At 59.9% G+C, this 24417-nt stretch carries 23 protein-coding genes and 1 other RNA gene; 20 read left to right on the top strand and 4 right to left on the bottom strand.

Translation table 11 applies throughout. The features are described from left to right. The first annotated feature begins 104 nt into the window (after window positions 1-104). Both FQ187_RS06600 and FQ187_RS06595 read left to right on the top strand, forming a co-directional pair. Window positions 105-722: a glutathione S-transferase N-terminal domain-containing protein gene (locus FQ187_RS06600; protein WP_008155978.1), complete on the top strand. Its 618-nt coding sequence runs from the start codon at window positions 105-107 to the stop codon at window positions 720-722. Window positions 723-738: 16 nt separating this feature from the next. Further along, window positions 739-1152, top strand: coding sequence for a ClpXP protease specificity-enhancing factor (locus FQ187_RS06595; RefSeq protein ID WP_008155980.1), 414 nt, complete (start codon window positions 739-741; stop codon window positions 1150-1152). A gap of 106 nt (window positions 1153-1258) precedes the next feature. Here FQ187_RS06595 and FQ187_RS06590 read toward each other — a convergent pair whose 3' ends face one another. The 4 genes from FQ187_RS06590 to FQ187_RS06575 form a co-directional block, all read right to left on the bottom strand. Then, window positions 1259-1837, bottom strand: a complete 579-nt coding sequence (locus FQ187_RS06590; protein WP_008147477.1) for a BON domain-containing protein — start codon at window positions 1835-1837, stop codon at window positions 1259-1261. Beyond that, window positions 1834-2427 carry a phosphoheptose isomerase gene (locus FQ187_RS06585; RefSeq protein ID WP_008025961.1) on the bottom strand — a complete coding sequence of 198 codons (594 nt, stop codon included), beginning with the start codon at window positions 2425-2427 and terminating at the stop codon, window positions 1834-1836. The genes FQ187_RS06590 and FQ187_RS06585 overlap by 4 nt, the downstream gene beginning before the upstream one ends. 104 nt (window positions 2428-2531) lie before the next feature. Beyond that, the gene (locus FQ187_RS06580) at window positions 2532-2894 is read right to left on the bottom strand and encodes a YraN family protein (protein ID WP_019582357.1); all 363 of its coding nucleotides are present in this window, start codon (window positions 2892-2894) and stop codon (window positions 2532-2534) included. Beyond that, window positions 2894-4705: a penicillin-binding protein activator gene (locus FQ187_RS06575; RefSeq protein ID WP_149628858.1), complete on the bottom strand. Its 1812-nt coding sequence runs from the start codon at window positions 4703-4705 to the stop codon at window positions 2894-2896. Before FQ187_RS06575 ends, FQ187_RS06580 begins: the two co-directional genes overlap by 1 nt. A gap of 176 nt (window positions 4706-4881) precedes the next feature. Here FQ187_RS06575 and rsmI point away from each other — a divergent pair, with 176 nt between their 5' ends. The 18 genes from rsmI to lpxC all read left to right on the top strand — a co-directional run bounded on the left by rsmI (window position 4882) and on the right by lpxC (window position 24381). Next, window positions 4882-5787: a 16S rRNA (cytidine(1402)-2'-O)-methyltransferase gene (gene rsmI, locus FQ187_RS06570; protein WP_161990822.1), complete on the top strand. Its 906-nt coding sequence runs from the start codon at window positions 4882-4884 to the stop codon at window positions 5785-5787. Window positions 5788-5862: 75 nt separating this feature from the next. Then, window positions 5863-6216: RNase P RNA component class A (gene rnpB, locus FQ187_RS06565), an RNA gene on the top strand. A gap of 356 nt (window positions 6217-6572) precedes the next feature. Beyond that, entirely contained in the window at window positions 6573-7028 is a 456-nt protein-coding gene (gene mraZ / locus FQ187_RS06560) for a division/cell wall cluster transcriptional repressor MraZ (protein WP_149628857.1), read from the top strand. Beyond that, window positions 7025-7972: a 16S rRNA (cytosine(1402)-N(4))-methyltransferase RsmH gene (gene rsmH / locus FQ187_RS06555; protein WP_046048256.1), complete on the top strand. Its 948-nt coding sequence runs from the start codon at window positions 7025-7027 to the stop codon at window positions 7970-7972. Before mraZ ends, rsmH begins: the two co-directional genes overlap by 4 nt. After that, window positions 7969-8262, top strand: a complete 294-nt coding sequence (gene ftsL / locus FQ187_RS06550) for a cell division protein FtsL (RefSeq protein WP_003205353.1) — start codon at window positions 7969-7971, stop codon at window positions 8260-8262. Before rsmH ends, ftsL begins: the two co-directional genes overlap by 4 nt. Then, window positions 8262-10001 carry a penicillin-binding protein 2 gene (locus FQ187_RS06545; RefSeq protein ID WP_178122685.1) on the top strand — a complete coding sequence of 580 codons (1740 nt, stop codon included), beginning with the start codon at window positions 8262-8264 and terminating at the stop codon, window positions 9999-10001. Before ftsL ends, FQ187_RS06545 begins: the two co-directional genes overlap by 1 nt. Then, entirely contained in the window at window positions 10001-11464 is a 1464-nt protein-coding gene (locus tag FQ187_RS06540; protein ID WP_149628855.1) for a UDP-N-acetylmuramoyl-L-alanyl-D-glutamate--2,6-diaminopimelate ligase, read from the top strand. The genes FQ187_RS06545 and FQ187_RS06540 overlap by 1 nt, the downstream gene beginning before the upstream one ends. Beyond that, window positions 11457-12824 carry a UDP-N-acetylmuramoyl-tripeptide--D-alanyl-D-alanine ligase gene (gene murF / locus FQ187_RS06535; protein WP_149628854.1) on the top strand — a complete coding sequence of 456 codons (1368 nt, stop codon included), beginning with the start codon at window positions 11457-11459 and terminating at the stop codon, window positions 12822-12824. The genes FQ187_RS06540 and murF overlap by 8 nt, the downstream gene beginning before the upstream one ends. Further along, window positions 12824-13906, top strand: a complete 1083-nt coding sequence (gene mraY, locus FQ187_RS06530; protein WP_033061333.1) for a phospho-N-acetylmuramoyl-pentapeptide-transferase — start codon at window positions 12824-12826, stop codon at window positions 13904-13906. The genes murF and mraY overlap by 1 nt, the downstream gene beginning before the upstream one ends. A 5-nt stretch (window positions 13907-13911) precedes the next feature. Continuing rightward, entirely contained in the window at window positions 13912-15258 is a 1347-nt protein-coding gene (murD, locus tag FQ187_RS06525) for a UDP-N-acetylmuramoyl-L-alanine--D-glutamate ligase (protein ID WP_149628853.1), read from the top strand. After that, a complete protein-coding gene (ftsW, locus tag FQ187_RS06520) occupies window positions 15255-16472 on the top strand; it encodes a putative lipid II flippase FtsW (protein WP_149628852.1) in 1218 nt (405 codons plus the stop codon). Before murD ends, ftsW begins: the two co-directional genes overlap by 4 nt. Further along, on the top strand, window positions 16462-17532 hold the full coding sequence (gene murG / locus FQ187_RS06515) for an undecaprenyldiphospho-muramoylpentapeptide beta-N-acetylglucosaminyltransferase (protein WP_046048250.1): 1071 nt from the start codon (window positions 16462-16464) through the stop codon (window positions 17530-17532). Before ftsW ends, murG begins: the two co-directional genes overlap by 11 nt. Then, window positions 17525-18985: a UDP-N-acetylmuramate--L-alanine ligase gene (gene murC / locus FQ187_RS06510; RefSeq protein WP_149628851.1), complete on the top strand. Its 1461-nt coding sequence runs from the start codon at window positions 17525-17527 to the stop codon at window positions 18983-18985. Before murG ends, murC begins: the two co-directional genes overlap by 8 nt. Then, entirely contained in the window at window positions 18982-19938 is a 957-nt protein-coding gene (locus FQ187_RS06505) for a D-alanine--D-alanine ligase (protein ID WP_149628850.1), read from the top strand. The genes murC and FQ187_RS06505 overlap by 4 nt, the downstream gene beginning before the upstream one ends. A 4-nt stretch (window positions 19939-19942) precedes the next feature. After that, the gene (locus tag FQ187_RS06500; protein WP_149628849.1) at window positions 19943-20812 is read left to right on the top strand and encodes a cell division protein FtsQ/DivIB; all 870 of its coding nucleotides are present in this window, start codon (window positions 19943-19945) and stop codon (window positions 20810-20812) included. 15 nt (window positions 20813-20827) lie between these two features. Then, window positions 20828-22087, top strand: coding sequence for a cell division protein FtsA (gene ftsA, locus FQ187_RS06495; RefSeq protein ID WP_033061341.1), 1260 nt, complete (start codon window positions 20828-20830; stop codon window positions 22085-22087). Window positions 22088-22163: 76 nt separating this feature from the next. Further along, window positions 22164-23357: a cell division protein FtsZ gene (gene ftsZ, locus FQ187_RS06490; protein ID WP_033061342.1), complete on the top strand. Its 1194-nt coding sequence runs from the start codon at window positions 22164-22166 to the stop codon at window positions 23355-23357. Between the two features lie 112 nt (window positions 23358-23469). Continuing rightward, on the top strand, window positions 23470-24381 hold the full coding sequence (lpxC, locus tag FQ187_RS06485) for a UDP-3-O-acyl-N-acetylglucosamine deacetylase (RefSeq protein WP_095130494.1): 912 nt from the start codon (window positions 23470-23472) through the stop codon (window positions 24379-24381). The last annotated feature ends 36 nt before the right edge of the window (window positions 24382-24417 follow it).

The following is a 24417-nucleotide window of genomic DNA, read 5'->3' as shown; positions in this document are numbered from 1 at the left end:
TCTGAAGGTGTAACGAGCCTGGTGATCCAGGCGTTACGGGAGGCGCCCTCTGGGCGCGCGCGTTTTTCCGTTTCCGATAATTTCAACAAGCGAGGAGGACCGCCATGGGCGTGACCAATCGGTTGGCCTGTTACTCCGACCCCGCCGACCACTATTCCCACCGAGTGCGTATCGTACTTGCAGAGAAGGGTGTCAGCGCCGAGATCATTTACGTGGAAGCTGGTCGCCAGCCGCCTAAACTGATTGAAGTGAACCCTTACGGCAGCTTGCCCACCCTGGTCGATCGTGACCTGGCGTTGTGGGAGTCGACCGTGGTGATGGAATATCTGGATGAGCGTTACCCGCACCCGCCTTTACTGCCGGTTTATCCAGTGGCGCGTGCCAACAGCCGTCTGCTGATTCATCGTATTCAGCGTGACTGGTGTGGTCTGGTGGATCTGATCCTGGATTCCCGGTCCAAGGAGGCAGCCCGTGTCGTGGCTCGTAAAGAGCTGCGCGAAAGCCTGACCGGCGTGTCGCCGTTGTTCGCCGACAAGCCGTTTTTCCTCAGTGAGGAACAAAGCCTGGTGGATTGCTGCCTATTGCCAATACTCTGGCGATTGCCAATTCTGGGTATAGAACTGCCGCGGCCTGCCAAGCCGCTGCTTGATTACATGGAGCGCTCGTTTGCGCGTGAGGCTTTCCAGGCGAGTCTGTCTGGTGTCGAACGCGATATGCGCTAAGGCTTAAGGAGCCGCTATGAACTCCAGTCGACCTTATCTGGTCCGCGCGCTCTACGAGTGGATTGTGGACAACGATTGCACCCCGCACATGCTGGTCAATTCCGAGTATCCGTCGGTGCAGGTGCCTCAGGGTTTTGCCAGTGACGGACAGATTGTCCTGAACGTATCGCCGGCAGCCGTGCGTCATCTGCACATGGACAACGAAGCGGTCAGCTTCGAAGGGCGCTTCGGTGGCGTGCCGCACACCCTGTACGTGCCTATCGCATCGATCCTGGGCATTTACGCCCGGGAGAACGGTCAAGGCATGGTGTTCGATCTGGAATCGCCTATGGAAGACGAGGAAGAGATCGAGCCGGATGACGACATTCCGCCACCCGACAGCGAGCCGCCGCGTCCCAGCGGTCGACCCAGTTTGAAGGTGGTGAAGTAATAAAAAAGGCGATCCGGATGGATCGCCTTTTTTGTGCCCTGTGGGAGCGAGCTTGCTCGCAATGGCGGCCTCAAGAACACCATCGCCAGCCGTGCTCCTGCTGGTATCAATCGATGTATTCGAACAACTTCACGATCTTCTGCACGCCGGAAACGCCCTGCACCAAATTGGTGGCTTGGGCAGCTTCCTGCTTGGTCAGCAGGCCCAGCAGGTAGACGATGCCGTTCTCGGTGACAACCTTGATGCGCGAGCCCGGAATGTTCGGATCGGTGAGCATCTGGGTCTTGATCTTGGAGGTCAGCCAAGTGTCGTTCTGGCGGGCAAGGAAGCCGGAAGGTGGCAGGACTTGCAGTTCGTTGTGGACTGTCTTCACCCGCTGAACAGCCGCAGCGGCCTGTTCGGCCTTGGCCTTGAGGTCGGCACGCGGGGTTTGCCCGGCGAGCAGCACGACGCCATTGAAGCTGGTGACGACGATGTGCGAGTCGTTATCCAGGGCTGGATCGGCCTTGGCAATGTTCACGCCGACCTTGGTGTCGATCAGAGAGTCGTCGATCTTGCTGCCGAAGGTGCGGGTTCCGCGGTCATCTTCAATCGGTGCTTCACGGCTGGCGTTAACCACCGAGGTGCAGCCGCTGATGCCGAGGCACAGGGTCAAGGCCAGAAGGCCTAGGCGATTAGGGGTCATTCTTCACTCCCGAACAGTTGGCTGTCGATCAAATCGCAAAGGCAATGGATCGCCAGCAGGTGGACTTCCTGAATACGTGCGGTGACGTTGGCCGGTACGCGAATCTCGACGTCCTCGGGCAATAGCAGCGACGCCATGCCGCCGCCATCGCGACCGGTCAATGCTACGACAATCATTTCGCGATCATGTGCGGCCTGGATCGCTTGAATAATGTTTGCCGAGTTGCCGCTGGTGGAAATCGCCAACAATACGTCACCCGGCTGGCCGAGGGCGCGGATCTGTTTGGAGAAGATTTCGTTGTAGCTGTAGTCGTTGGCGATCGAGGTGATCGTCGAGCTGTCGGTGGTCAGCGCAATCGCTGGCAGGCTCGGACGCTCGCGCTCGAAACGGTTGAGCAGCTCAGATGAGAAGTGCTGGGCATCACCGGCAGAGCCGCCGTTGCCGCAGGACAGCATTTTGCCTTCGTTGAGCAGGGCGTTGACCATCACCTGGCTGGCTTGCTCGATGTGCGGTGCAAGTACGTCCATCGCCATTTGCTTGGTATCGATACTGGCCTGAAAAAGCTGGCGAATTCGGGATTGCATGTCCATCTGTGTGACCTTAATTAGCGCGGCTACTCGGCACATGAATGTGCAGCCCGCAAAGCAAAGAGCAAAAGTGTTGGGTGAAAGTGTCCGGTTCGGAACGTACGCGATCAGCTGTCGAAGGCATTCTGCAACCAGTTCAACTGATCGAGGTTGCTGTCGATGGCAACCACGTCGAAACGGCAAGGGGAATTGGCCCAACGCGACTCGCGCTGAAGAAAATACTGCGCGGCAAAAATCAGTTTCTGCCGTTTGCGCTCATCAATGCTATCGAGCGCGCCACCCCATTGAGTGTTTTTTCTGTAGCGGACTTCAACGAATACTACTGTATCGCCATCAAGCATGACCAGATCAAGCTCGCCGCGTTTACACAACCAGTTCTGCGCCAGCAGGCGCAGACCTTGTTGTTGAAGATGCTCGAGCGCATGGCGCTCGGCATCTTTACCGCTTTGCTGGCGTGACCTGTCGGGCATCAGCGCGGGGTGTCCGGCAGGCGTTGAACCTGACCGCTCACGAACTGTGCCCATGGCAGCTGACGCACGACTCGCTGGTTTGCAGTCATGCCCAGGCTGCCCGATTGACCTTCGATGCGGCTGTCCGGCAACGCCTTGAGTTGCCCCAAGCGTGGTGCCAGGCGATAGGCATCAACACCCATTGCGTACAGACGGCCCAGGCTGCCAGCAGCTTGTGGCCATTGAGCGGTCACTTGTTTGCGCAGTGGATCGTTGGCCTCCAGCAACCATGGGGTTTCGCAGAAGCGAATGCCGTTCATGTCGTTGTACTGATTCACATCGCCGCTGGCGCTGAACACGTGGGAGGTGGCATAAACCGGCACGTCGCCGGCGTACTGAAAGTTCAGGGTCGGCTTGATCTGCTGGGCTTGCTGAGGCGTTGCAGCCAGGAAGATGAACTCGATGTCCTGGCGACGCGAAGGCTGGGCGGCTACCTGCCCGCCAACGGTGCTTTGCAGGCTCTTGGCACGACCTTCGCTCTGACGCAGCTGGAACATGTCGGCAATCTGCTGGGCCAGTTGAACCGGTTGGTCGACGCGTTCGGTAGCGACGATGCTGCCACCGTTAGCCTGCCAGTCCTGGCTGAACGCTCTCAACACGCGATCGCCCCATTCGCCTTTCGGCACCATGATGGCTGCGCGATGCAGGCCATCGGCGCGAGCACGGCGGGACACTTCGCGGGCTTCGTCTTCAGCCGCAAGACCAAACTGGAACAGCTGGGCCGGACCTTGTTCGCCTTCGCTGTAGTTCAGCGCCAGGGTGGTGATCGGCAGTTGCGGGCGAGCGCTGAGCTGTTTGACCAGCGGCTTCTCCAGCGGACCGACGACCAACTGCACGCCATCGGCTTGGGCCTTGCGGTAGAACTCGTCCATCGAAGTGAGTTTCGAGCTGTCATAGAACTCGATGGCTGGCGGCTTCTGCCCGGCTTGTTGGGCCTGGTAGTGAGCAGCCATGAAACCTTCGCGCAGTGCTTTGCCTACCGACGCCAGTGGGCCGTCTTGTGGCAGCAGCAGGGCGATTTTGCTCAGTGGCTGGCTGGCCAGTTCCTTGAGTTTGGTCAGTGGCAACGGCAGTTGAATGGCGGCCGGGTGCTTTGGATTCTGTGCGCGCCAGTTGTCGATCGCCGCTTGCTGTTGTTCCACGGTGCCGGCACTTTTCACTGCCAGCGCCAGGCCCATCCAGCCGCCGAGGTCATCGGAGGTGTTTGGCTGCAATTGGTCGGTCGGCAGCGAAGCGATCAGGGTCCAGATCGCTTCGTGGTTTTTGCTCGCGGCTTCACCTTCGAGCATTGGCGCGATGAAGATGCGCTCCCGTGCGGCGGCCAGCGTCTGGCCATCAGCTTCAAGGGCGCGGGCATGAACAGTGCCGGTGCGAACCTGTTGCTCAACCGGCAGCTCACTCAGGCGTTGCAGGCTCGGATGACTCAAGGCTGTCAGCGCCGCTTTGGGCTGATTGCGAACCATGGCCAGTTCAGCCGCCAGGGTACTGGCGAAAACCTGCTGGCCAGGCTTGAGTGTTTCGACGGGGACTTGTTGCAGTATTTGCGCGGACTGGCCGGCATTCCCCTGACGATAGGCCAGGTCTGCCGCGCCTAGGCGCAACAGGGAGGCTTTTTCCGGGTCTTTGCTTTGGGCTGCCTGTGCGAGCAATTGCTCGATACTGGCATCCGGGGTCCGTGGAAGTTCGCCAAGGCTGGAGGAGGGCGAGCTGGCGCAAGCCGCCAGCAAGGCAGCGAGGCAGAGGGCAGTGAACAGCCGCAGGCAAGCGATCATGTAGTGTTCCTGATACTCGATCAAATTAGCGTGGAATTGTACCCAAGCACTGGCCGGGGCGCGATGTTACTGGTGTGAATCGATCAATTTAGCTCGTGCAAATGTTGCGGCACTGCACAAAAGGCTGCAAAACCGAGGGTTGCTTGCGCGTATCGCGAACGTCACGACGCGCTACAATGGCGGCTTTTACCGATCATGAGGTGTGCGCTTTGACTGCTCCAGGTGCTTTGAATTCCGCTGCTGGCTCGCTTTATGTGGTGGCGACGCCCATCGGCAACCTGGACGACATCAGTGCGCGTGCGCTGAAAATCCTGCGCGAGGTCGCCCTGATCGCCGCCGAAGATACCCGTCACTCTCAGCGATTGATGCAGCATTTCGGCATTCCTACACCGCTGGCAGCCTGTCATGAACACAATGAACGGGATGAAGGTAGCCGCTTTATCACCCGCTTGCTCGCCGGCGACGATGTGGCGCTGATTTCAGATGCCGGCACGCCGTTGATTTCCGATCCTGGTTATCACCTTGTGCGTCAGGCTCGTGCTGCGGGTATCAATGTGGTGCCGGTTCCGGGCGCCTGCGCGTTGATTGCAGCGTTGTCGGCGGCGGGGTTGCCGTCGGACCGTTTCATCTTCGAAGGCTTCCTGCCGGCCAAGGCTGTCGGTCGGCGCGCCCGTCTTGAGTTGGTAAAGGAAGAACCGCGCACGCTGATTTTTTATGAAGCCCCGCACCGGATCCTTGAGTGCCTTCAAGACATGGAGTTGGTGTTTGGTGGTGAGCGTCCGGCGTTGCTGGCGCGCGAGCTGACCAAGACTTTCGAAACCCTTAAAGGCTTGCCACTGGCTGAGTTGCGCGAGTTCGTCGAGTCAGACAGCAATCAGCAGCGCGGTGAGTGCGTGGTGTTGGTGGCGGGTTGGTCTGCCCCCGAGACCGAGGACGCCGTCAGCAGTGAGGCAATGCGCATTCTGAATCTGTTGCTTGAAGAAATGCCGCTCAAGCGAGCCGCGGCGTTGGCGGCGCAAATTACCGGCGAGCGCAAGAATGTGCTCTATCAGGTCGCGCTGGATAAACAGAAGGGCGAGTAAAAACCGACGTGCAGGCGTAGCCCAAGGCGTTTAGCGCTTGTCCTTCGGCTGCTCTGCCGTTAATCTTCGCGGCGGAGAGTCGATCGGACAGTCGCTGCCCTCTATGAAAATTAGGGGGGGGAGGAAAGTCCGGGCTCCATAGGGCGAAGTGCCAGGTAATGCCTGGGAGGCGTGAGCCTACGGAAAGTGCCACAGAAAATAACCGCCTAAGCGCTTCGGCGCCGGTAAGGGTGAAAAGGTGCGGTAAGAGCGCACCGCACGTCTGGCAACAGTTCGTGGCTAGGTAAACCCCACTTGGAGCAAGACCAAATAGGGTCCCAAGGCGTGGCCCGCGCTGGGACCGGGTAGGTTGCTAAAGATGTCCAGTGATGGCCATCGTAGACGAATGACTGTTCAAGACAGAACCCGGCTTACAGATCGACTCTCCACCTTTTTCCCCCTCCCTGCTTTAATCATTGAGCAGGGCGCCTGTAGTAGCAATTTCCCTCCTTACCGAATCAACAGCAGAAGCACTTTCCTAATACCGAAAAAATCTTACTCTTAACAAATTACTTTAACTTTCGAACGCAGCCTTCAGTGCTGATTCAGGTTATTGAGCAGGATGACACGTCAGATTCCCGCTACCCCTCCTTTTATGATCCTAAATCTCAGTTCTGTAAGGCTTTTCCTTTAATCCGCGCCTTGACGGTGCGGTGGCCGCATTCCTATAGTGTGCGCAAGTGGCGGAAAGTGGCATGAAGTGGGTTTTTTGAGCTCAAAACGCTAATATTTGGAGAAACGCTGACGTGTTTCGCGGAGCTAACGCTATCAGTCTCGACGCAAAGGGCCGTCTCGCTATGCCGAGCCGGTACCGTGACGAGCTGGTTTCGAGAAGTTTCGGTCAGTTAATCGTCACCATCGACGCCGTTGATCCATGTTTGTGTGTTTACCCCCTCGATGAGTGGGAAATTATTGAAACCAAACTGCGCACACTCCCTTCGTTTAGCGAAGAGAGCCGCCGCCTGCAACGTTTACTGATTGGTAATGCCGTCGACCTCGAGCTCGATGGCAGTGGTCGTTTTCTGGTTCCGCCGCGTCTTCGTGAATATGCCAAGTTGGATAAGCGCGCGATGTTGGTAGGCCAACTGAACAAGTTCCAATTGTGGGACGAGGATGCCTGGGATGCGGTTTCTGCCGCTGACCTGGCTGCCATTCAACAACCGGGCGCCATGCCTGATGAACTGCGTGATTTGATCCTGTGACTATTGATAGCGGCTTTAACCACATCACCGTACTGCTTGACGAAGCCGTGGAGGCTCTCGCCGTACGTCCTGATGGCTGCTATCTGGACGGTACGTTCGGGCGCGGCGGACACAGCCGGTTGATCCTCAGCCAGCTCGGCCCCGATGGTCGGGTGCTCGGATTCGATAAAGATCCTCAAGCGATAGCCACCGGGCAAACGCTAGCGGCCGAAGACGGCCGCTTTGTCGTTGTACAGCGCAGCTTCGCCGAGCTCGGTTCGGAAGTCGCCGAACGTGGTCTGGACGGCAAGGTCAGCGGCGTTTTGCTCGACCTCGGCGTGTCCTCGCCGCAGCTCGACGACCCTGAACGCGGCTTCAGTTTCCTCAATGATGGCCCGCTGGACATGCGCATGGATCCGTCCCGCGGGATCAGCGCTGCCGAATTCGTCAACACCGCGCCGGTGGAAGAAATTGCCCGGGTGTTCAAGCAATATGGCGAAGAACGTTTCTCCGGCCGGATGGCCCGTGCCGTGGCCGAGCGTCGCGACATCAAGCCGTTCGAGCGCACTGCCGATCTGGCTGAAGTCCTGAAAGTCGCCAACCCTGCATGGGAAAAGGGCAAAAACCCGGCGACCCGTGCGTTCCAGGGCTTGCGTATTCACGTCAACAACGAACTGGGTGATCTGGAAGCCGGCCTCGAAGCCGCGCTGGAATGCCTGGAAGTCGGTGGCCGCCTGGTGGTCATCAGCTTCCACTCGCTGGAAGACCGCATCGTCAAACTGTTCATGCGCAAACTGGTGAAAGGCGAAGCCGACAACTTGCCGCGCAACCTGCCGGTACGTCACGTCGCCTTCGAACCAATAATCAAAATCCATGGCAAAGCACAGTCCGCCTCCGAGGCCGAACTCAAAGCCAACCCACGTTCCCGTAGCGCCGTCATGCGCGTCGCGGAGAAGCTGCGGTGAGCAAGCTTTTCGCCAAGCCACTTCCCGGCGGAAGCTTTTTCATGCTGCTGTTGTTTATTGGCGTGCTCGTGTCAGCCATCGGCGTTTCCTACAGTGCCCACTGGAACCGTCAACTGCTGAACTCGCTGTACAACGAGTTGAGCGTGCGCGACAAGGCGCAAGCGGAATGGGGTCGTTTGATTCTCGAACAGAGCACCTGGACTGCCCACAGCCGTATCGAAGTCCTGGCGACCGAGCAACTGAAGATGCGCATTCCAGGCGCTGCTGAAGTGCAGATGGTGGCGCCATGATGAAACTCGAAGGCGCACTCTTCCCGTGGCGGTTTCGCCTGGTATTGGGTTTGCTCGGCGTCATGGTCGCGGCGATTGCCTGGCGCATTATCGATCTGCAAGTAGTCGACCGTGCCTTTCTTAAAGGTCAGGGCGATGCGCGCAGCGTTCGTCATATCCCGATTCCGGCTCACCGTGGTCTGATCACCGACCGTAACGGCGAGCCTTTGGCCGTGAGTACCCCAGTCACCACCCTTTGGGCCAATGCCAAGGAAATGCAAACGGCCAAAGAGAAGTGGCCTGCACTGGCGGCTGCCTTGGGGCAGGACCCGAAAGCCCTGGCCGAACGTCTCGAGGCCCAGGCCAACAAAGAATTCATTTATCTGGTGCGCGGGCTGACCCCCGAACAGGGCCAGTCGGTGCTCGATCTGAAAGTACCGGGCGTTTATGGCATCGAAGAATTTCGTCGTTTCTACCCGGCCGGTGAAGTCACTGCCCATATGGTCGGTTTTACCGACATCGATGACCACGGTCGTGAAGGCGTCGAGCTGGCCTACGACGAATGGCTGGCCGGGGTCCCCGGCAAGCGACAGGTGATCAAGGATCGGCGTGGCCGACTTATCAAGGATGTTCAGGTCACCAAAAACGCCAAGGCCGGCAAGCCCTTGGCGTTGTCCATTGACCTGCGTCTGCAATACCTGGCCAACCGTGAACTGCGTAACGCGATCATCGAGAACGGCGCCAAGGCCGGCAGCCTGGTGATCATGGACGTGAAGAGCGGCGAGATCCTCGCCATGGTCAACCAGCCGACCTACAACCCGAACAACCGTCGCAACCTGCAACCGGCGATGATGCGTAACCGCGCGATGATCGACGTGTTCGAACCGGGTTCGACCATGAAAGCGATTTCCATGAGCGCCGCGATCGAAACCGGGCGCTGGAAACCAAGCGACACTGTCGAGGTGTATCCGGGCTCCTTGCAGATTGGTAAGTACACCATCAAGGACGTATCGAAGACCGAAGGCCCGGTACTCGACCTGACCGGCATCCTGATCAATTCCAGTAACGTCGGCATGAGTAAGGTCGCCTTCGATATCGGCGGCGAAACGATTTTCCGTCTGGCGCAAAAAGTCGGCCTCGGCCAGGACACCGGCCTGGGCTTCCCGGGCGAGCGCGTCGGCAACCTGCCGAACTACCGCGAATGGCGCAAGGCTGAAACCGCCACGCTGTCGTACGGCTACGGTATCTCGGTGACCGCGATCCAGTTGGTCCACGCCTTCTCGGCCCTGGCCAACAACGGTCGTCTCGCGCCGTTGACCCTGATCAAAACGGACAAACCACCGCAAACCACACAGGTATTGCCGGAAGCGGTCGCGAAAACCATGCAAGGCATGCTGACACAAGTGATCGAAGCCCCTCGCGGTGTGTTCCGTGCGCAGGTGCCGGCGTATCACGTGGCCGGCAAGTCGGGGACTGCGCGCAAGACATCTGTGGGCACCAAAGGCTACGCCGAGAATTCCTACCGTTCGCTGTTCGCAGGCTTTGGCCCGATGAGCGATCCGCGTTACGCAATCGTGGTGGTGATCGATGAGCCGACCAAGGCCGGTTACTTCGGTGGTCTGGTCTCGGCGCCGGTGTTCAGCAAAGTGATGTCCGGGACCTTGCGCCTGATGAACATCACCCCGGACAACCTGCCAACTACTCAACAAGCGAACGCAGCACCGGTCGTTCCGCTGAAAGCCAATGGAGGGCGCGGCTGATGTCTCTGAGTCTGAACAAGATTTTCGCCCACGCCGGCCGCGATCTGTTGATCCGCGAACTGACCCTGGACAGCCGCAACGTACGGGCTGGCGACCTGTTTCTCGCCGTTCCTGGCGGCAAGTTCGACGGTCGTGCGCACATTGCCGACGCTCTGCAACGCGGCGCTGCCGCTGTGGCGTATGAAGTCGAAGGCGCGACCGTGTTGCCGATTACCGATGTGCCGCTGATTCCGGTCAAAGGCCTGGCGGCGCAGCTGTCGGACATCGCCGGGCGTTTTTACGGTGACCCTAGTCGTCATCTGAACCTGATCGGCGTGACCGGCACCAACGGCAAAACCAGCGTGACACAGTTGGTTGCGCAAGCATTGGATTTGCTCGGTCAGCACTGCGGCATCGTCGGCACGTTGGGCACCGGTTTTTACGGCGCGCTCGAAAGCGGCCTGCACACCACGCCGAACCCGATCGCGGTGCAGGCAACTCTCGCCGACCTGAAAAAGGCTGGTGCCAAAGCCGTCGCTATGGAAGTTTCTTCCCACGGTCTGGATCAGGGCCGCGTGACCGCACTGGCGTTCGATGTGGCGGTGATGACCAACCTGTCCCGCGATCACCTGGATTACCACGGCACCATGCAAGCCTACGGTGAAGCCAAGGCCAAGCTGTTTGCCTGGAACGATTTGAAGTGCCGGGTGGTTAACCTCGACGACGAATTCGGCCGGCAATTGGCCGCCGAAAAATGCGAGTCGCGCTTGATCACCTACAGCCTGGAAGATACCAGCGCTTACCTTTATTGCCGTGAAGCGCAGTTCGATGACGAAGGCGTGCGCGCCACGTTGGTCACGCCGCAGGGTGAGCATCATCTGCGCAGCACCTTGCTCGGTCGCTTCAACCTGAGCAACGTGCTGGCCGCGGTCGGCGCTTTGCTCGGTCTGGACTACGCGCTGGACGAAATTCTCAAGGTCCTGCCAAAACTCGAAGGCCCGGCCGGACGTATGCAGCGCCTCGGCGGCGGCGCTCAGCCGCTGGTGGTGGTCGATTACGCCCACACACCGGATGCGCTGGAAAAAGTATTGATGGCCCTGCGTCCTCACGCCAAGGGTCGTTTGCTGTGCCTGTTTGGTTGCGGTGGTGATCGCGATCGCGGCAAGCGTCCGTTGATGGCAGAAGTGGTCGAGCGTCTGGCTGACAGCGTGCTGGTGACCGATGACAACCCGCGCACCGAAGACCCAGCAGTGATCTTCGACGACATCCGTGCCGGTTTTACCGCTGTGGATAAAGTCACCTTCGTCGCTGGCCGTGGCCGGGCGATTGCCCAATTGATCGCCAGCGCTTCGGCGGATGACGTGATTGTCCTGGCCGGTAAAGGTCACGAGGACTATCAGGAAATCAACGGCCAGCGTCACGCGTTCTCCGATCTGGTCGAGGCCGATCACGCCTTGACCGCGTGGGAGGTGGCCCATGCTTAAAGCCTTGAAACTGAGCGAGCTGACCGGCGCACTGAATGCCCGCCTGGTCACTGCCGATGCCAGCTTCGACGGGGTCAGCATCGACAGCCGCGCGATCAAACCAGGCCAACTCTTTATTGCCCTGGCCGGTCCGCGCTTCGATGGTCATGACTATCTCAATGACGTCGCCGCAAAAGGCGCCGTAGCGGCGTTGGTCGAGCGCGAAGTTGCCGACAGCGCACTGCCGCAATTGCTGGTGAAAGATACTCGTCAGGCGCTGGGGCAACTCGGCGCGCTGAACCGTGCGGCTTACACCCATCCCGTTGCGGCCATCACCGGTTCCAGCGGCAAGACCACGGTCAAGGAAATGCTCGCCAGCATCCTGCGCACGCGCGGACCGGTGTTGGCGACCCGTGGCAACCTGAACAATGACCTCGGCGTTCCGCTGACCCTGCTCGAACTCTCACCGGAACATACCGCTGCGGTGATTGAACTGGGTGCTTCGCGGCTCGGCGAAATTGCCTACACCGTCGGCATGACCAAGCCTCATGTGGCCGTGCTCAACAACGCCGGGACCGCCCATGTTGGCGAGTTCGGCGGGCCGGAAAAAATCGTTGAAGCCAAGGGCGAGATTATTGAAGGGCTGGATGCCGATGGCGTCGCCGTTCTCAATCTTGACGACAAGGCGTTCGATATCTGGAAGACCCGCGCTGCCGGTCGCAAAGTGCTGACCTTCGCCCTGAGCAATGTCAGCGCCGATTTCTACGCCAGCGACCTGGACCGCGACGCTCGCGGTTGCCCGGCGTTCAACCTGCACAGTCCTGAAGGTATGGAGCGCGTTCAACTGAACCTGCTCGGCACCCATAACGTCGCCAATGCCATGGCCGCCGCCGCCGCAGCCCATGCGCTGGGCGTGTCGCTGTTCGGCATCGCCACCGGTCTTGGCGCTGTGCAACCGGTCAAGGGCCGCACCGTCGCGCAACTGGCGACCAACGGCATGCGCGTCATTGATGACACTTACAACGCGAACCCCACCTCCATGTGCGCCGCCGTTGATATACTCGCCGGCTTTTCCGGTCGCACCGTTCTGGTGCTCGGGGATATCGGCGAGTTGGGCGACTGGGCGGAGCAGGGGCACCGCGACGTGGGCGAGTACGCCCGCGGCAAGGTTTCCGCGCTTTACGCTGTCGGGCCAATGATGGCTCACGCCGTGAACGCTTTCGGCGAGCAGGCCTATCACTTCACCACTCAGGCTGAACTGATCAAGGCCCTCGGCGCCGAGCAAGACACAAATACCACCATTTTGATCAAGGGCTCGCGCAGTGCCGCGATGGAAAACATCGTCGCCGCTTTGTGCGGGACCAGCCTGGAGAAACATTAATGCTGCTGCTGCTAGCGGAGTATCTGCAACAGTTCTACAAAGGCTTCGCGGTCTTTCAGTACCTGACCCTGCGCGGGATTCTCGGTGTGCTGACCGCGCTGGTTTTGTCGCTGTGCTATGGCCCGTGGATGATCCGCACTTTACAGAACCGTCAGATCGGTCAATCCGTTCGTAACGACGGCCCACAATCGCACCTGTCCAAGTCCGGCACCCCGACCATGGGCGGCGCGCTGATCCTGTCGTCCATCGGCGTCAGCACCTTGCTTTGGGCTGACCTGACCAACCGTTATGTGTGGACCGTTCTGCTGGTGACCTTGTTGTTTGGCGCGATCGGCTGGGTCGACGATTACCGCAAAGTGATCGAGAAGAACTCCCGTGGCTTGCCGAGCCGCTGGAAGTACTTCTGGCAATCGGTGTTCGGCCTGGGCGCGGCGATCTTCCTTTATATGACCGCAGCGACACCGGTGGAAACCACCCTGATTTTGCCGATGCTCAAGGACCACAGCATTCCGCTGGGCATAGGCTTCGTCGTCCTGACCTACTTCGTGATCGTCGGCTCGAGCAACGCGGTCAACCTGACCGACGGCCTCGACGGTCTGGCGATCATGCCCACCGTAATGGTCGGCGGCGGGTTGGGGATCTTCTGCTACCTGTCGGGTAACGTGAAATTCGCTGAATACCTGCTGATCCCGTATGTACCGGGCGCAGGCGAGTTGATTGTGTTCTGCGGCGCATTGATCGGCGCGGGCCTCGGGTTCCTCTGGTTCAACACGTATCCGGCTCAGGTGTTCATGGGCGACGTCGGCGCACTGGCGCTGGGCGCGGCACTGGGCACCATCGCGGTGATCGTCCGTCAGGAAATCGTCCTGTTCATCATGGGCGGCGTGTTCGTGATGGAGACCCTGTCAGTCGTCATTCAGGTTGCGTCCTTTAAGCTCACCGGTCGCCGTGTGTTCCGCATGGCACCGATTCACCACCACTTTGAACTCAAGGGCTGGCCCGAGCCACGTGTGATCGTCCGTTTCTGGATCATCACCGTGATTCTCGTGCTGGTTGGCCTTGCCACCCTGAAGCTGAGGTAGAACGAGTGTCTCTGATCGCTTCTGACCACTTCCGCATCGTTGTCGGCCTCGGCAAGAGCGGCATGTCCCTGGTTCGCTTCCTGGCGAACCGGGGCACGTCGTTCGCTGTCGCCGACACGCGGGAAAATCCACCGGAACTGGCCACGCTCAAGCGTGACTATCCGCACGTGGAAGTGCGTTGTGGCGAGCTGGACGTCGAATTCCTGTGCCGCGCCGACGAGCTCTACGTGAGCCCCGGCCTGGCGTTGGCGACCCCGGCCCTGCAGGCTGCCGCCGCCCGTGGCGTGAAATTGTCCGGTGACATCGAGCTGTTCGCGCGTAACGCGAAGGCGCCGATCGTCGCTATCAGCGGTTCCAACGCAAAAAGCACCGTCACCACACTGGTGGGCGAGATGGCAGCAGCGGCCGGCAAGTGTGTCGCCGTTGGCGGCAACCTCGGCACGCCGGCGCTGGACCTGCTCAGCGACGACGTCGAGCTGTACGTGATGGAACTGTCGAGCTTCCAGCTCGAAACCACCGATCAACTCAACGCCGAAGTGGCGACCGTGCTCAACGTCAGCGAAGACCACATGGACCGTTACAGCGGTCTGCCGGCCTATCACCTGGCCAAGCACCGGATCTTCCGGGGTGCCAAGCAGTTTGTGGTCAACCGTCAGGATGCCTTGAGCCGTCCGCTGATTGGTGAAGGTCAGCCGTGCTGGACCTTCGGTTTGAGCAAACCTGATTTCAAGGCATTTGGTATCCGCGAAGAAGACGGCGAGAAGTACCTGGCCTTCGAATTCCAGAACCTGATGTCGGTGCGCGAATTGAAAATTCGCGGTGCCCACAACCAGTCCAACGCCTTGGCGGCATTGGCCCTGGGCCACGCCGTCGGCCTGCCGTTCGACGCCATGCTGTCGAGCCTGCGCACCTTCGCCGGGCTTGAGCATCGCTGCCAGTGGGTCCGTGACCTGAACGGCGTGAGCTACTACAACGATTCCAAAGCCACCAACGTCGGCGCCGCACTGGCTGCCATCGAAGGCCTGGGTGCGGACATCGACGGCAAGGTCGTGCTGATCGCCGGTGGCGACGGCAAGGGTGCCGAGTTCAAGGACCTGCGTGCTCCGGTGGCGGCCAACTGCCGCGCCGTGGTGCTGATGGGCCGTGACTCCGACAAGATCGGTGAGGCCATTGGCGATGCCGTGCCGCTGATTCGCGCCGCTTCGCTGATCGAAGCAGTCGAGCAGTGCCGCGCCGCTGCGCAACCGGGCGACGTCGTGCTCCTGTCGCCCGCCTGCGCCAGTTTCGACATGTTCAAGAATTACGAAGACCGTGGTCACCAGTTCGTCCGTGCTGTGGAGGATCTGGTATGAGCCTGATGAACATCATCAAGCCTTATCCGTCGCCGATCATCACCGGGCGCGGCATCGACCTCGACTTCCCGATGCTCGCCGGCTGCCTGGCATTGATCGGCCTCGGACTGGTCATGATTGCATCGGCCTCGACCGAGGTGGCCGCGGTGCAGTCGGGCAGTCCCCTGTATTACATGATTCGCCACCTTATCTACATTGTGCTGGGCCTGGGTGCCTGCATCGTCACCATGATGATTCCGATCGCCACCTGGCAACGCTTGGGCTGGCTGATGCTGATTGGTGCGTTCGGTTTGCTGGTGATGGTGATCATCCCGGGGATCGGCCGTGAAGTGAACGGTTCGATGCGCTGGATCGGCTTCAGTTTCTTCAACGTTCAGCCGTCGGAAATCGCCAAGGTATTTGTCGTCATTTACCTTGCCGGTTACCTGGTGCGTCGTCAGAAAGAAGTGCGTGAAAGCTGGATGGGCTTCTTCAAGCCGTTCATCGTTCTGCTGCCAATGGCGGGTCTGTTGCTGATGGAGCCGGACTTCGGTGCCACCGTCGTGATGATGGGGGCTGCTGCTGCGATGCTGTTCCTCGGCGGGGTCGGGCTGTTCCGTTTTTCCTTGATGGTTGTCCTGGCGGTCGCGGCGGTGGTGTTGTTGATTCAAGTGCAGCCGTATCGAATGGCGCGCCTGACCAACTTTGCGGATCCGTGGGCCGACCAGTTCGGTGCCGGCTATCAGTTGTCTCAAGCGTTGATCGCTTTTGGTCGCGGCGAATGGCTGGGCGTTGGCCTGGGCAACAGCGTGCAGAAACAGTTCTACCTGCCGGAAGCCCACACCGACTTCGTGTTCTCGGTCCTGGCCGAAGAACTGGGTGCCGTGGGTTCCTTGTGCACGGTGGCGCTGTTCGTCTTTGTCTGTATTCGTGGCATGTACATCGGTTATTGGGCCGAGAAGGCCAAGCAATTTTTCGCCGCCTACATCGCGTACGGCCTGTCGTTCCTGTGGATCGGCCAGTTCCTGATCAACATCGGGGTAAACGTCGGCCTGCTGCCGACCAAAGGTCTGACCCTGCCGTTCCTCAGTTATGGCGGCAGTTCATTGGTGATCTGCGGTGCCTGTCTCGGCTTGTTGCTGCGCATCGAGTGGGAGAGTCGAACCCACCTGGGCAGTGAAGAGACGGAATTCCATGAGAGCGACTTCGCCGAGGAGTCAACCCATGGGCGCTAACGTGCTGATCATGGCGGGCGGCACCGGTGGGCACGTGTTCCCGGCGCTGGCCTGTGCTCGGGAATTCCAGGCCCGCGGTTACACCGTGCATTGGCTCGGGACACCGCGCGGCATCGAGAACGATCTGGTCCCGGTGGCCGGCATCGAACTGCATCGGATCAATGCCAGCGGATTGCGTGGCAAGGGCAAATTGTCCCTGCTCAAGGCGCCGTTCATGTTGCTCAAGTCGATCTGGCAGGCACGGGCGATCATTCGCCAACTGCGGCCGGTGTGTGTCGTCGGCTTTGGTGGTTATGTGACCGGACCTGGTGGCGTTGCAGCCAAACTGGCCGGCGTGCCGGTGATCGTTCACGAGCAGAACGCCGTGGCCGGTACCGCCAATCGGTTGCTGGTGCCGTTGGCCGCCCGAGTCTGTGAAGCGTTCCCCGACACCTTTACCCTGTCGGGCAGCCGTCGGACCACCGGTAACCCGGTGCGCACCGAGCTGTTCCTCGAAACACCGCGACAGGCTCTGGCCGGTCGCAAGGCGCGTTTGCTGATCCTGGGTGGAAGCCTGGGCGCAGAACCGTTGAACAAGTTGCTGCCTGAAGCCCTGTCGCAAGTCGCCCCCGACCTGCGCCCGGAAGTGTTTCATCAGGCCGGCAAAAACCACGATGAAGTGACTGCAGAGCGCTATCGCGCGGCTGGCGTCGAGGCGCAAGTGCAGCCTTTCATTAAAGACATGGCCCAAGCCTATGGCTGGGCCGACCTGGTGGTGTGCCGCGCAGGCGCGTTGACCATCAGTGAACTGGCCGCCGCCGGTCTGCCCTCGATGCTGGTGCCTTTGCCCCACGCGATCGACGATCACCAGACCCGCAACGCCGATTATTTGGCCCGTGAAGGCGCTGCCTTCCTGATGCCGCAAAGAACGACTGGCGCAGCGGATCTTGCCGCACGCCTGACAGAGGTCCTGATGCAACCACAACGACTCACCGACATGGCCACCGCGGCACGCCGCCTGGCCAAACCCGATGCAACCCGTAACGTGGTCGATACCTGCCTGGAGGTGGCCCATGGTTGAGAATCAGAAAGCCATGCCGCAACCGGAAATGCGTCGTATCCGTCGCATCCACTTCGTCGGTATCGGCGGCGTGGGCATGTGTGGCATCGCCGAAGTGTTGTTGAACCTGGGCTATGAAGTGTCCGGTTCCGACCTGAAAGCTTCGCCGGTGACCGAGCGTCTCGAGTCCTTCGGCGCCCAGGTCTTTATCGGCCACCGCGCCGAGAACGCCGCGACCGCCGATGTGCTGGTCACCTCCAGTGCCGTGAACACGTCCAACCCGGAAGTCGCCACCGCCCTGGAACGTCGCATTCCGGTGGTGCCTCGCGCTGAAATGCTGGCTGAGCTGATGCGCTACCGCCACGGCATCGCCGTCGCCGGTACCCACGGCAAAACCACCACCACCAGCCTGATCGCCTCGGTGTTTGCCGCTGGTGGCCTGGACCCGACATTCGTGATCGGTGGCCGTCTGAATGCCGCGGGCACCAATGCACAGCTTGGCACCAGCCGTTACCTGATCGCCGAAGCTGACGAAAGCGATGCGAGCTTCCTGCACTTGCAACCGCTGGTGGCCGTGGTCACCAACATCGACGCCGATCACATGGCGACCTACGACGGCGACTTCAACAAACTGAAGAAAACCTTCGTCGAGTTCCTCCACAACCTGCCGTTCTACGGTTTGGCGGTGGTGTGCCTGGACGATCCGGTGGTGCGTGAAATCCTGCCGCTGGTCAAACGCCCGACGGTCACCTACGGCTTCGGCGACGATTGCGACGTGCGCGCGATCAATGTGCGCCAGCAAGGCATGCAGACCTTCTTCACCGTGCTGCGTCCTGATCGCGATCCGCTGGATGTCTCGGTGAACATGCCGGGCAACCACAACGTGCTGAACGCACTGGCAACCATCTGCATCGCCACCGATGAAGGCGTCAGCGATGAAGCCATCGTCCAGGGCCTGTCCGGGTTCCAGGGTGTCGGCCGACGCTTCCAGGTCTACGGCGAACTGCCGGTAGAAGGCGGCAACGTGATGTTGGTCGACGACTACGGTCACCACCCGACCGAAGTCGCCGCAGTGATCAAAGCCGTGCGCGGTGGCTGGCCGGAACGCCGTCTGGTGATGGTTTACCAGCCGCACCGCTACAGCCGCACCCGCGACCTGTACGACGATTTCGTCAATGTACTGGCCGACGCCAATGTCCTGCTGTTGATGGAAGTCTACCCGGCCGGTGAAGAACCGATCCCGGGCGCCGACAGCCGCAAGCTGTGCAACAGCATCCGTCAGCGCGGTCAGCTCGACCCGATCTACATCGAGCGCGGTGTTGACCTCGCGCCCATCGTCAAACCGCTGCTGCGTGCCGGCGACATTCTGTTGTGCCAAGGCGCCGGTGACATCGGTGGTCTTGCGCCGAAATTGTTGAAAAGTCCGTTGTTCGCTGGCGCCGTTGCCGCGCCGACCGTGGGGAAGTTGAAATGACTGCTGCTTACGCCAACCTCGTCTCCACTATTGCGCCGAAAGATTTCGGCCGCGTCGCCGTGCTCTTCGGCGGCAAGAGTGCCGAGCGTGAGGTTTCCCTGAAGTCGGGTAACGCGGTTCTCGACGCGCTGCTAAGCGCCGGTGTGGACGCGTTTGGTCTCGACGTGGGCGATGATCTTTTGCAGCGTCTGCTGAACGAAAAAATCGATCGCGCCTTCATCATTCTCCACGGTCGTGGCGGTGAAGACGGCAGCATGCAGGGCCTGCTGGAATGCCTGGGTATTCCGTACACCGGCAGCGGCATTCTTGCTTCCGCGCTGGCCATGGACAAGCTGCGGACCAAACAGGTCTGGCACAGCCTCGGTATTCCGACGCCACGCCATGCCGTACTGAGTTCTGAGGCCGATTGTATTTCGGCGGCGACGGAACTGGGCTTCCCTTTGATCGTCAAACCGGCCCATGAAGGTTCAAGTATCGGGATGGCCAAAGTGTCTTCAGCTCTTGAGTTGATCGACGCGTGGAAAGCGGCCAGTACCTACGATTCGCAAGTGTTGGTCGAGCAATGGATTCAAGGTCCGGAGTTCACCATCGCCACCCTGCGTGACCAGGTGTTGCCACCGATCGCCCTGGGCACGACGCACAGTTTCTACGACTACGACGCCAAGTACGTGGCTTCCGATACCCAGTACCGGATTCCGTGTGGCCTGGACAGCAGCAAAGAAAAAGAACTGATGGACCTCACGGCGAAAGCCTGTGAGGCGCTGGGTATCGCCGGTTGGGGCAGGGCTGACGTGATGCAGGACGCCGACGGGCAGTTCTGGTTCCTGGAAGTCAATACCGCACCGGGCATGACCGATCACAGTCTGGTGCCGATGGCGGCTCGTGCTGCCGGTCTGGATTTCCAGCAACTGGTTCTGGCGATTCTGGCCGCAAGTATCGAGCCGCGAGGTTAAGAGCATGCAAGGCGCACAGCTGAGACATCAGCCCTCCGCACCACCCGGCCGCAAGCCGGTACCGCGGGGTGCCAGCCGAATGGTGGCCAAAGAGCCGATGTCTGCGCGCCTGCCGAAAGCCAATTTTGGTTTTCTCAAAGCCTTGTTCTGGCCGGTGCTGTTGGTCGCACTGGGTTTCGGCACTTACGAAGGCGCGCAGCGTTTGTTGCCGTACGCCGACCGGCCGATCACCAAGATCAACGTGCAGGGCGACTTGAGTTACATCAGCCAGCAAGCGGTGCAGCAGCGGATCGCCCCGTACGTGGCGTCGAGCTTCTTCACCATCGACCTGGAGAGCATGCGTACCGAGCTTGAAACGATGCCGTGGATTGCCCACGCCGAAGTGCGTCGGGTGTGGCCGGATCAAGTGGTGATCCGCCTGGAAGAACAACTGCCGGTGGCCCGTTGGGGCGATGAGTCGCTGTTGAACAACCAGGGTCAAGCGTTCACCCCGCGAGAGCTGGCGAACTACGAACACTTGCCACAGCTGTTCGGCCCACAACGGGCCCAACAGCAAGTGATGCAGCAATACCAGGTGCTGAGCCAGATGCTCAGGCCGTTGGGCTTCTCGATTGCGCGCCTGGAGTTGCGTGAACGAGGCAGCTGGTTCCTGACCACCGGCGCCGGCAGCGCAGGCCCGGGAATCGAACTGCTGCTGGGACGCGGCAACCAGGTGGAAAAGATGCGCCGCTTCATTGCCATCTATGACAAGACGCTTAAAGAACAGATTACGAACATTGCGCGCATCGATCTGCGCTACGCCAACGGCCTCGCTGTTGGCTGGCGGGAACCTGTAGCGCCCACGACAGCCCAACCCGCTGTCGCGAAGAATTAAGAAGAGGCAGGACCCATGGCAAACGTGCAAAGCGGCAAAATGATCGTCGGTCTCGATATCGGCACCTCCAAGGTGGTGGCGCTGGTCGGCGAGGTCTCGGACGACGGCACGCTGGAAATCGTCGGGATCGGTACCCATCCGTCCCGTGGCCTGAAGAAAGGCGTGGTGGTGAACATCGAGTCCACCGTGCAATCGATCCAGCGCGCGATCGAAGAGGCGCAGCTGATGGCTGGTTGCCGCATTCACTCCGCGTTCGTCGGCGTGGCTGGCAATCATATCCGCAGCCTGAACTCTCACGGCATCGTGGCGATTCGTGATCGCGAAGTCAGCTCCGCTGACCTGGAGCGAGTTCTCGACGCCGCCCAGGCCGTGGCAATCCCGGCTGATCAGCGCGTGCTGCACACTCTGCCGCAAGATTACGTGATCGATAACCAGGAAGGCGTTCGCGAGCCTCTGGGCATGTCGGGCGTACGTCTGGAAGCCAAGGTTCACGTGGTCACCTGCGCCGTCAACGCCGCACAGAACATTGAAAAATGCGTGCGCCGCTGCGGTCTGGAAATCGACGACATCATTCTCGAGCAGCTTGCTTCCGCGTATTCGGTCCTGACCGACGACGAGAAAGAGCTGGGCGTGTGCCTGGTGGACATCGGTGGCGGCACCACCGACATCGCGATCTTCACCGAAGGCGCGATCCGTCACACCGCGGTGATCCCGATTGCGGGTGATCAGGTGACCAACGACATTGCCATGGCGTTGCGCACCCCGACTCAGTACGCCGAAGAAATCAAGATTCGCTACGCCTGCGCCCTGGCCAAACTGGCCGGTGCCGGTGAAACCATCAAGGTCCCAAGTGTCGGCGACCGTCCACCGCGCGAGCTGTCCCGTCAGGCCCTGGCCGAAGTGGTCGAGCCGCGTTACGACGAGCTGTTCACGCTGATCCAGGCCGAACTGCGTCGCAGTGGCTACGAAGACCTGATCCCGGCCGGCATCGTGCTGACCGGTGGTACGTCGAAGATGGAAGGCGCAGTCGAACTGGCCGAAGAAATCTTCCACATGCCGGTCCGCCTGGGCGTGCCGCATGGCGTCAAGGGCCTGGACGATGTGGTTCGTAACCCGATTTATTCCACTGGCGTTGGCCTGTTGATGTACGGCCTGCAGAAGCAGTCCGACGGGATTTCGTTCTCGGGCATCAGCAGCCGCGACAGCTACAGCAATGAAGAACCGAAAGTCGCCTTGCTCGATCGCTTCAAGAGCTGGGTACAAGGCAATTTCTAAAGATTTACCGCAGCACCGCAGCACCGCAGCAAAAAGCAGTAGGCGAAAAAACTAGAGAAATGAAAGGAGAGGGAAAATGTTCGAACTCGTAGACAACATCCCCGCAAGCCCGGTTATTAAAGTTATCGGTGTTGGCGGAGGCGGCGGCAACGCCGTCAACCACATGGTCAAGAGCAACATTGAAGGCGTTGAATTCATCTGCGCCAACACTGATGCCCAAGCGCTGAAAAGCATCGGCGCGCGGACCATTCTGCAACTGGGCACCGGCGTGACCAAAGGTCTCGGCGCTGGCGCCAACCCTGAAGTAGGTCGTCAGGCCGCTCTCGAAGATCGTGAGCGCATTGCCGAAGTCCTGCAGGGCACCAATATGGTGTTCATCACCACTGGCATGGGCGGTGGAACCGGTACCGGTGCTGCGCCGATCATTGCTGAAGTGGCCAAGGAAATGGGGATTCTCACCGTTGCGGTGGTGACTCGTCCGTTCCCGTTCGAAGGCCGCAAGCGCATGCAGATCGCCGATGAAGGCATCCGTCTGCTGTCTGAAAGCGTCGACTCGTTGATCACCATTCCCAACGAGAAGCTGCTGACCATCCTTGGCAAGGACGCAAGCCTGCTGTCCGCATTCGCCAAGGCCGACGATGTACTGGCCGGTGCCGTTCGCGGTATCTCCGACATCATCAAGCGTCCGGGCATGATCAACGTCGACTTTGCCGACGTACGGACCGTGATGAGCGAAATGGGCATGGCGATGATGGGCACTGGCTGCGCCAGCGGTCCGAACCGTGCACGTGAGGCCACCGAAGCGGCCATTCGCAACCCGTTGCTGGAAGACGTGAACCTGCAAGGTGCACGCGGCATCCTGGTGAACATCACCGCCGGTCCTGACCTGTCCCTGGGTGAGTACTCCGACGTGGGTAGCATCATCGAAGCGTTCGCTTCCGAGCACGCGATGGTCAAGGTCGGTACCGTTATCGATCCGGACATGCGCGACGAGCTGCACGTGACCGTGGTTGCCACAGGTCTGGGCGCAAAAATCGAGAAGCCTGTGAAGGTTATCGACAACACCATGCACACGTCCGTGGCATCGCAGCCGCAGCAACAAGCGCCTTCGCGTCAGGAAGCGCCTGCTGTGAACTACCGTGACCTGGACCGTCCGACCGTCATGCGCAACCAGGCTCAGGCCGGTGCTGCGACTGCCGCGAAGATGAATCCGCAAGATGATCTGGACTACCTGGACATCCCGGCTTTCCTGCGTCGTCAGGCCGATTAATGGAATGTATCAGGGCTATGAAGGTGATTGGTGTTCAGCAAAGGTCTGGTCTGCTATCATCGCCAGCCTTTGTTGATACCAGTTCGCAATTTGCGCTGAAGCGGCCCAAGCCATGATTAAACAACGCACACTGAAAAATATTATCCGTGCTACAGGTGTAGGCCTGCACTCCGGGGAGAAGGTATACCTGACCCTCAAGCCCGCACCTATCGACACCGGCATTGTGTTTGTTCGTGCCGATCTCGACCCTGTGGTGCAGATTCCTGCCCGCGCGGAAAACGTTGGTGAAACCACGATGTCGACCACATTGGTCAGTGGTGACACCAAAGTGGATACGGTGGAGCACTTGCTCTCGGCCATGGCTGGCCTGGGCATCGATAACGCCTACGTCGAGCTCTCCGCGTCTGAAGTTCCAATCATGGATGGTAGCGCTGGACCTTTCGTATTCCTGATCCAATCGGCCGGCCTGGAAGAACAGGACGCCGCCAAGAAGTTCATCCGGATCCTGCGGGAAGTGACAGTGGAAGACGGCGACAAGCGCGCCACTTTCGTCCCTTTCGAAGGTTTCAAAGTGAGCTTCGAGATCGATTTCGATCACCCGGTTTTCCGTGACCGCACACAAAGTGCAAGCGTGGATTTTTCCAGCACTTCGTTCGTAAAAGAAGTCAGCCGCGCCCGCACCTTTGGCTTCATGAGTGATATCGAGTACCTGCGCAAGCACAACCTCGCACTCGGCGGCAGCGTTGAAAACGCTATTGTGGTCGACGCGGATGGTGTACTGAACGAAGACGGTCTTCGCTATGAAGACGAATTCGTGAAGCACAAGATCCTCGATGCAATTGGTGACCTCTACCTGCTGGGCAATAGCCTGATTGGTGAGTTCAAGGGCTTCAAGTCCGGACATGCATTGAACAACCAGCTGCTGCGCAAGTTGATTGAGCAGACAGATGCTTGGGAAGTCGTGACTTTCGAAGACGCCAGCACTGCACCGATCTCTTACATGCGTCCAGTTGCGGCCGTGTAAGTAAAAAACCTCTCTAGTTTTTAAAGGCTACCTTCG

Source organism: Pseudomonas sp. ANT_J28 (assembly GCF_008370005.1).
Lineage (GTDB): Bacteria > Pseudomonadota > Gammaproteobacteria > Pseudomonadales > Pseudomonadaceae > Aquipseudomonas > Aquipseudomonas frigoris.
This window is presented reverse-complemented; position numbering and strand designations above follow the sequence as displayed.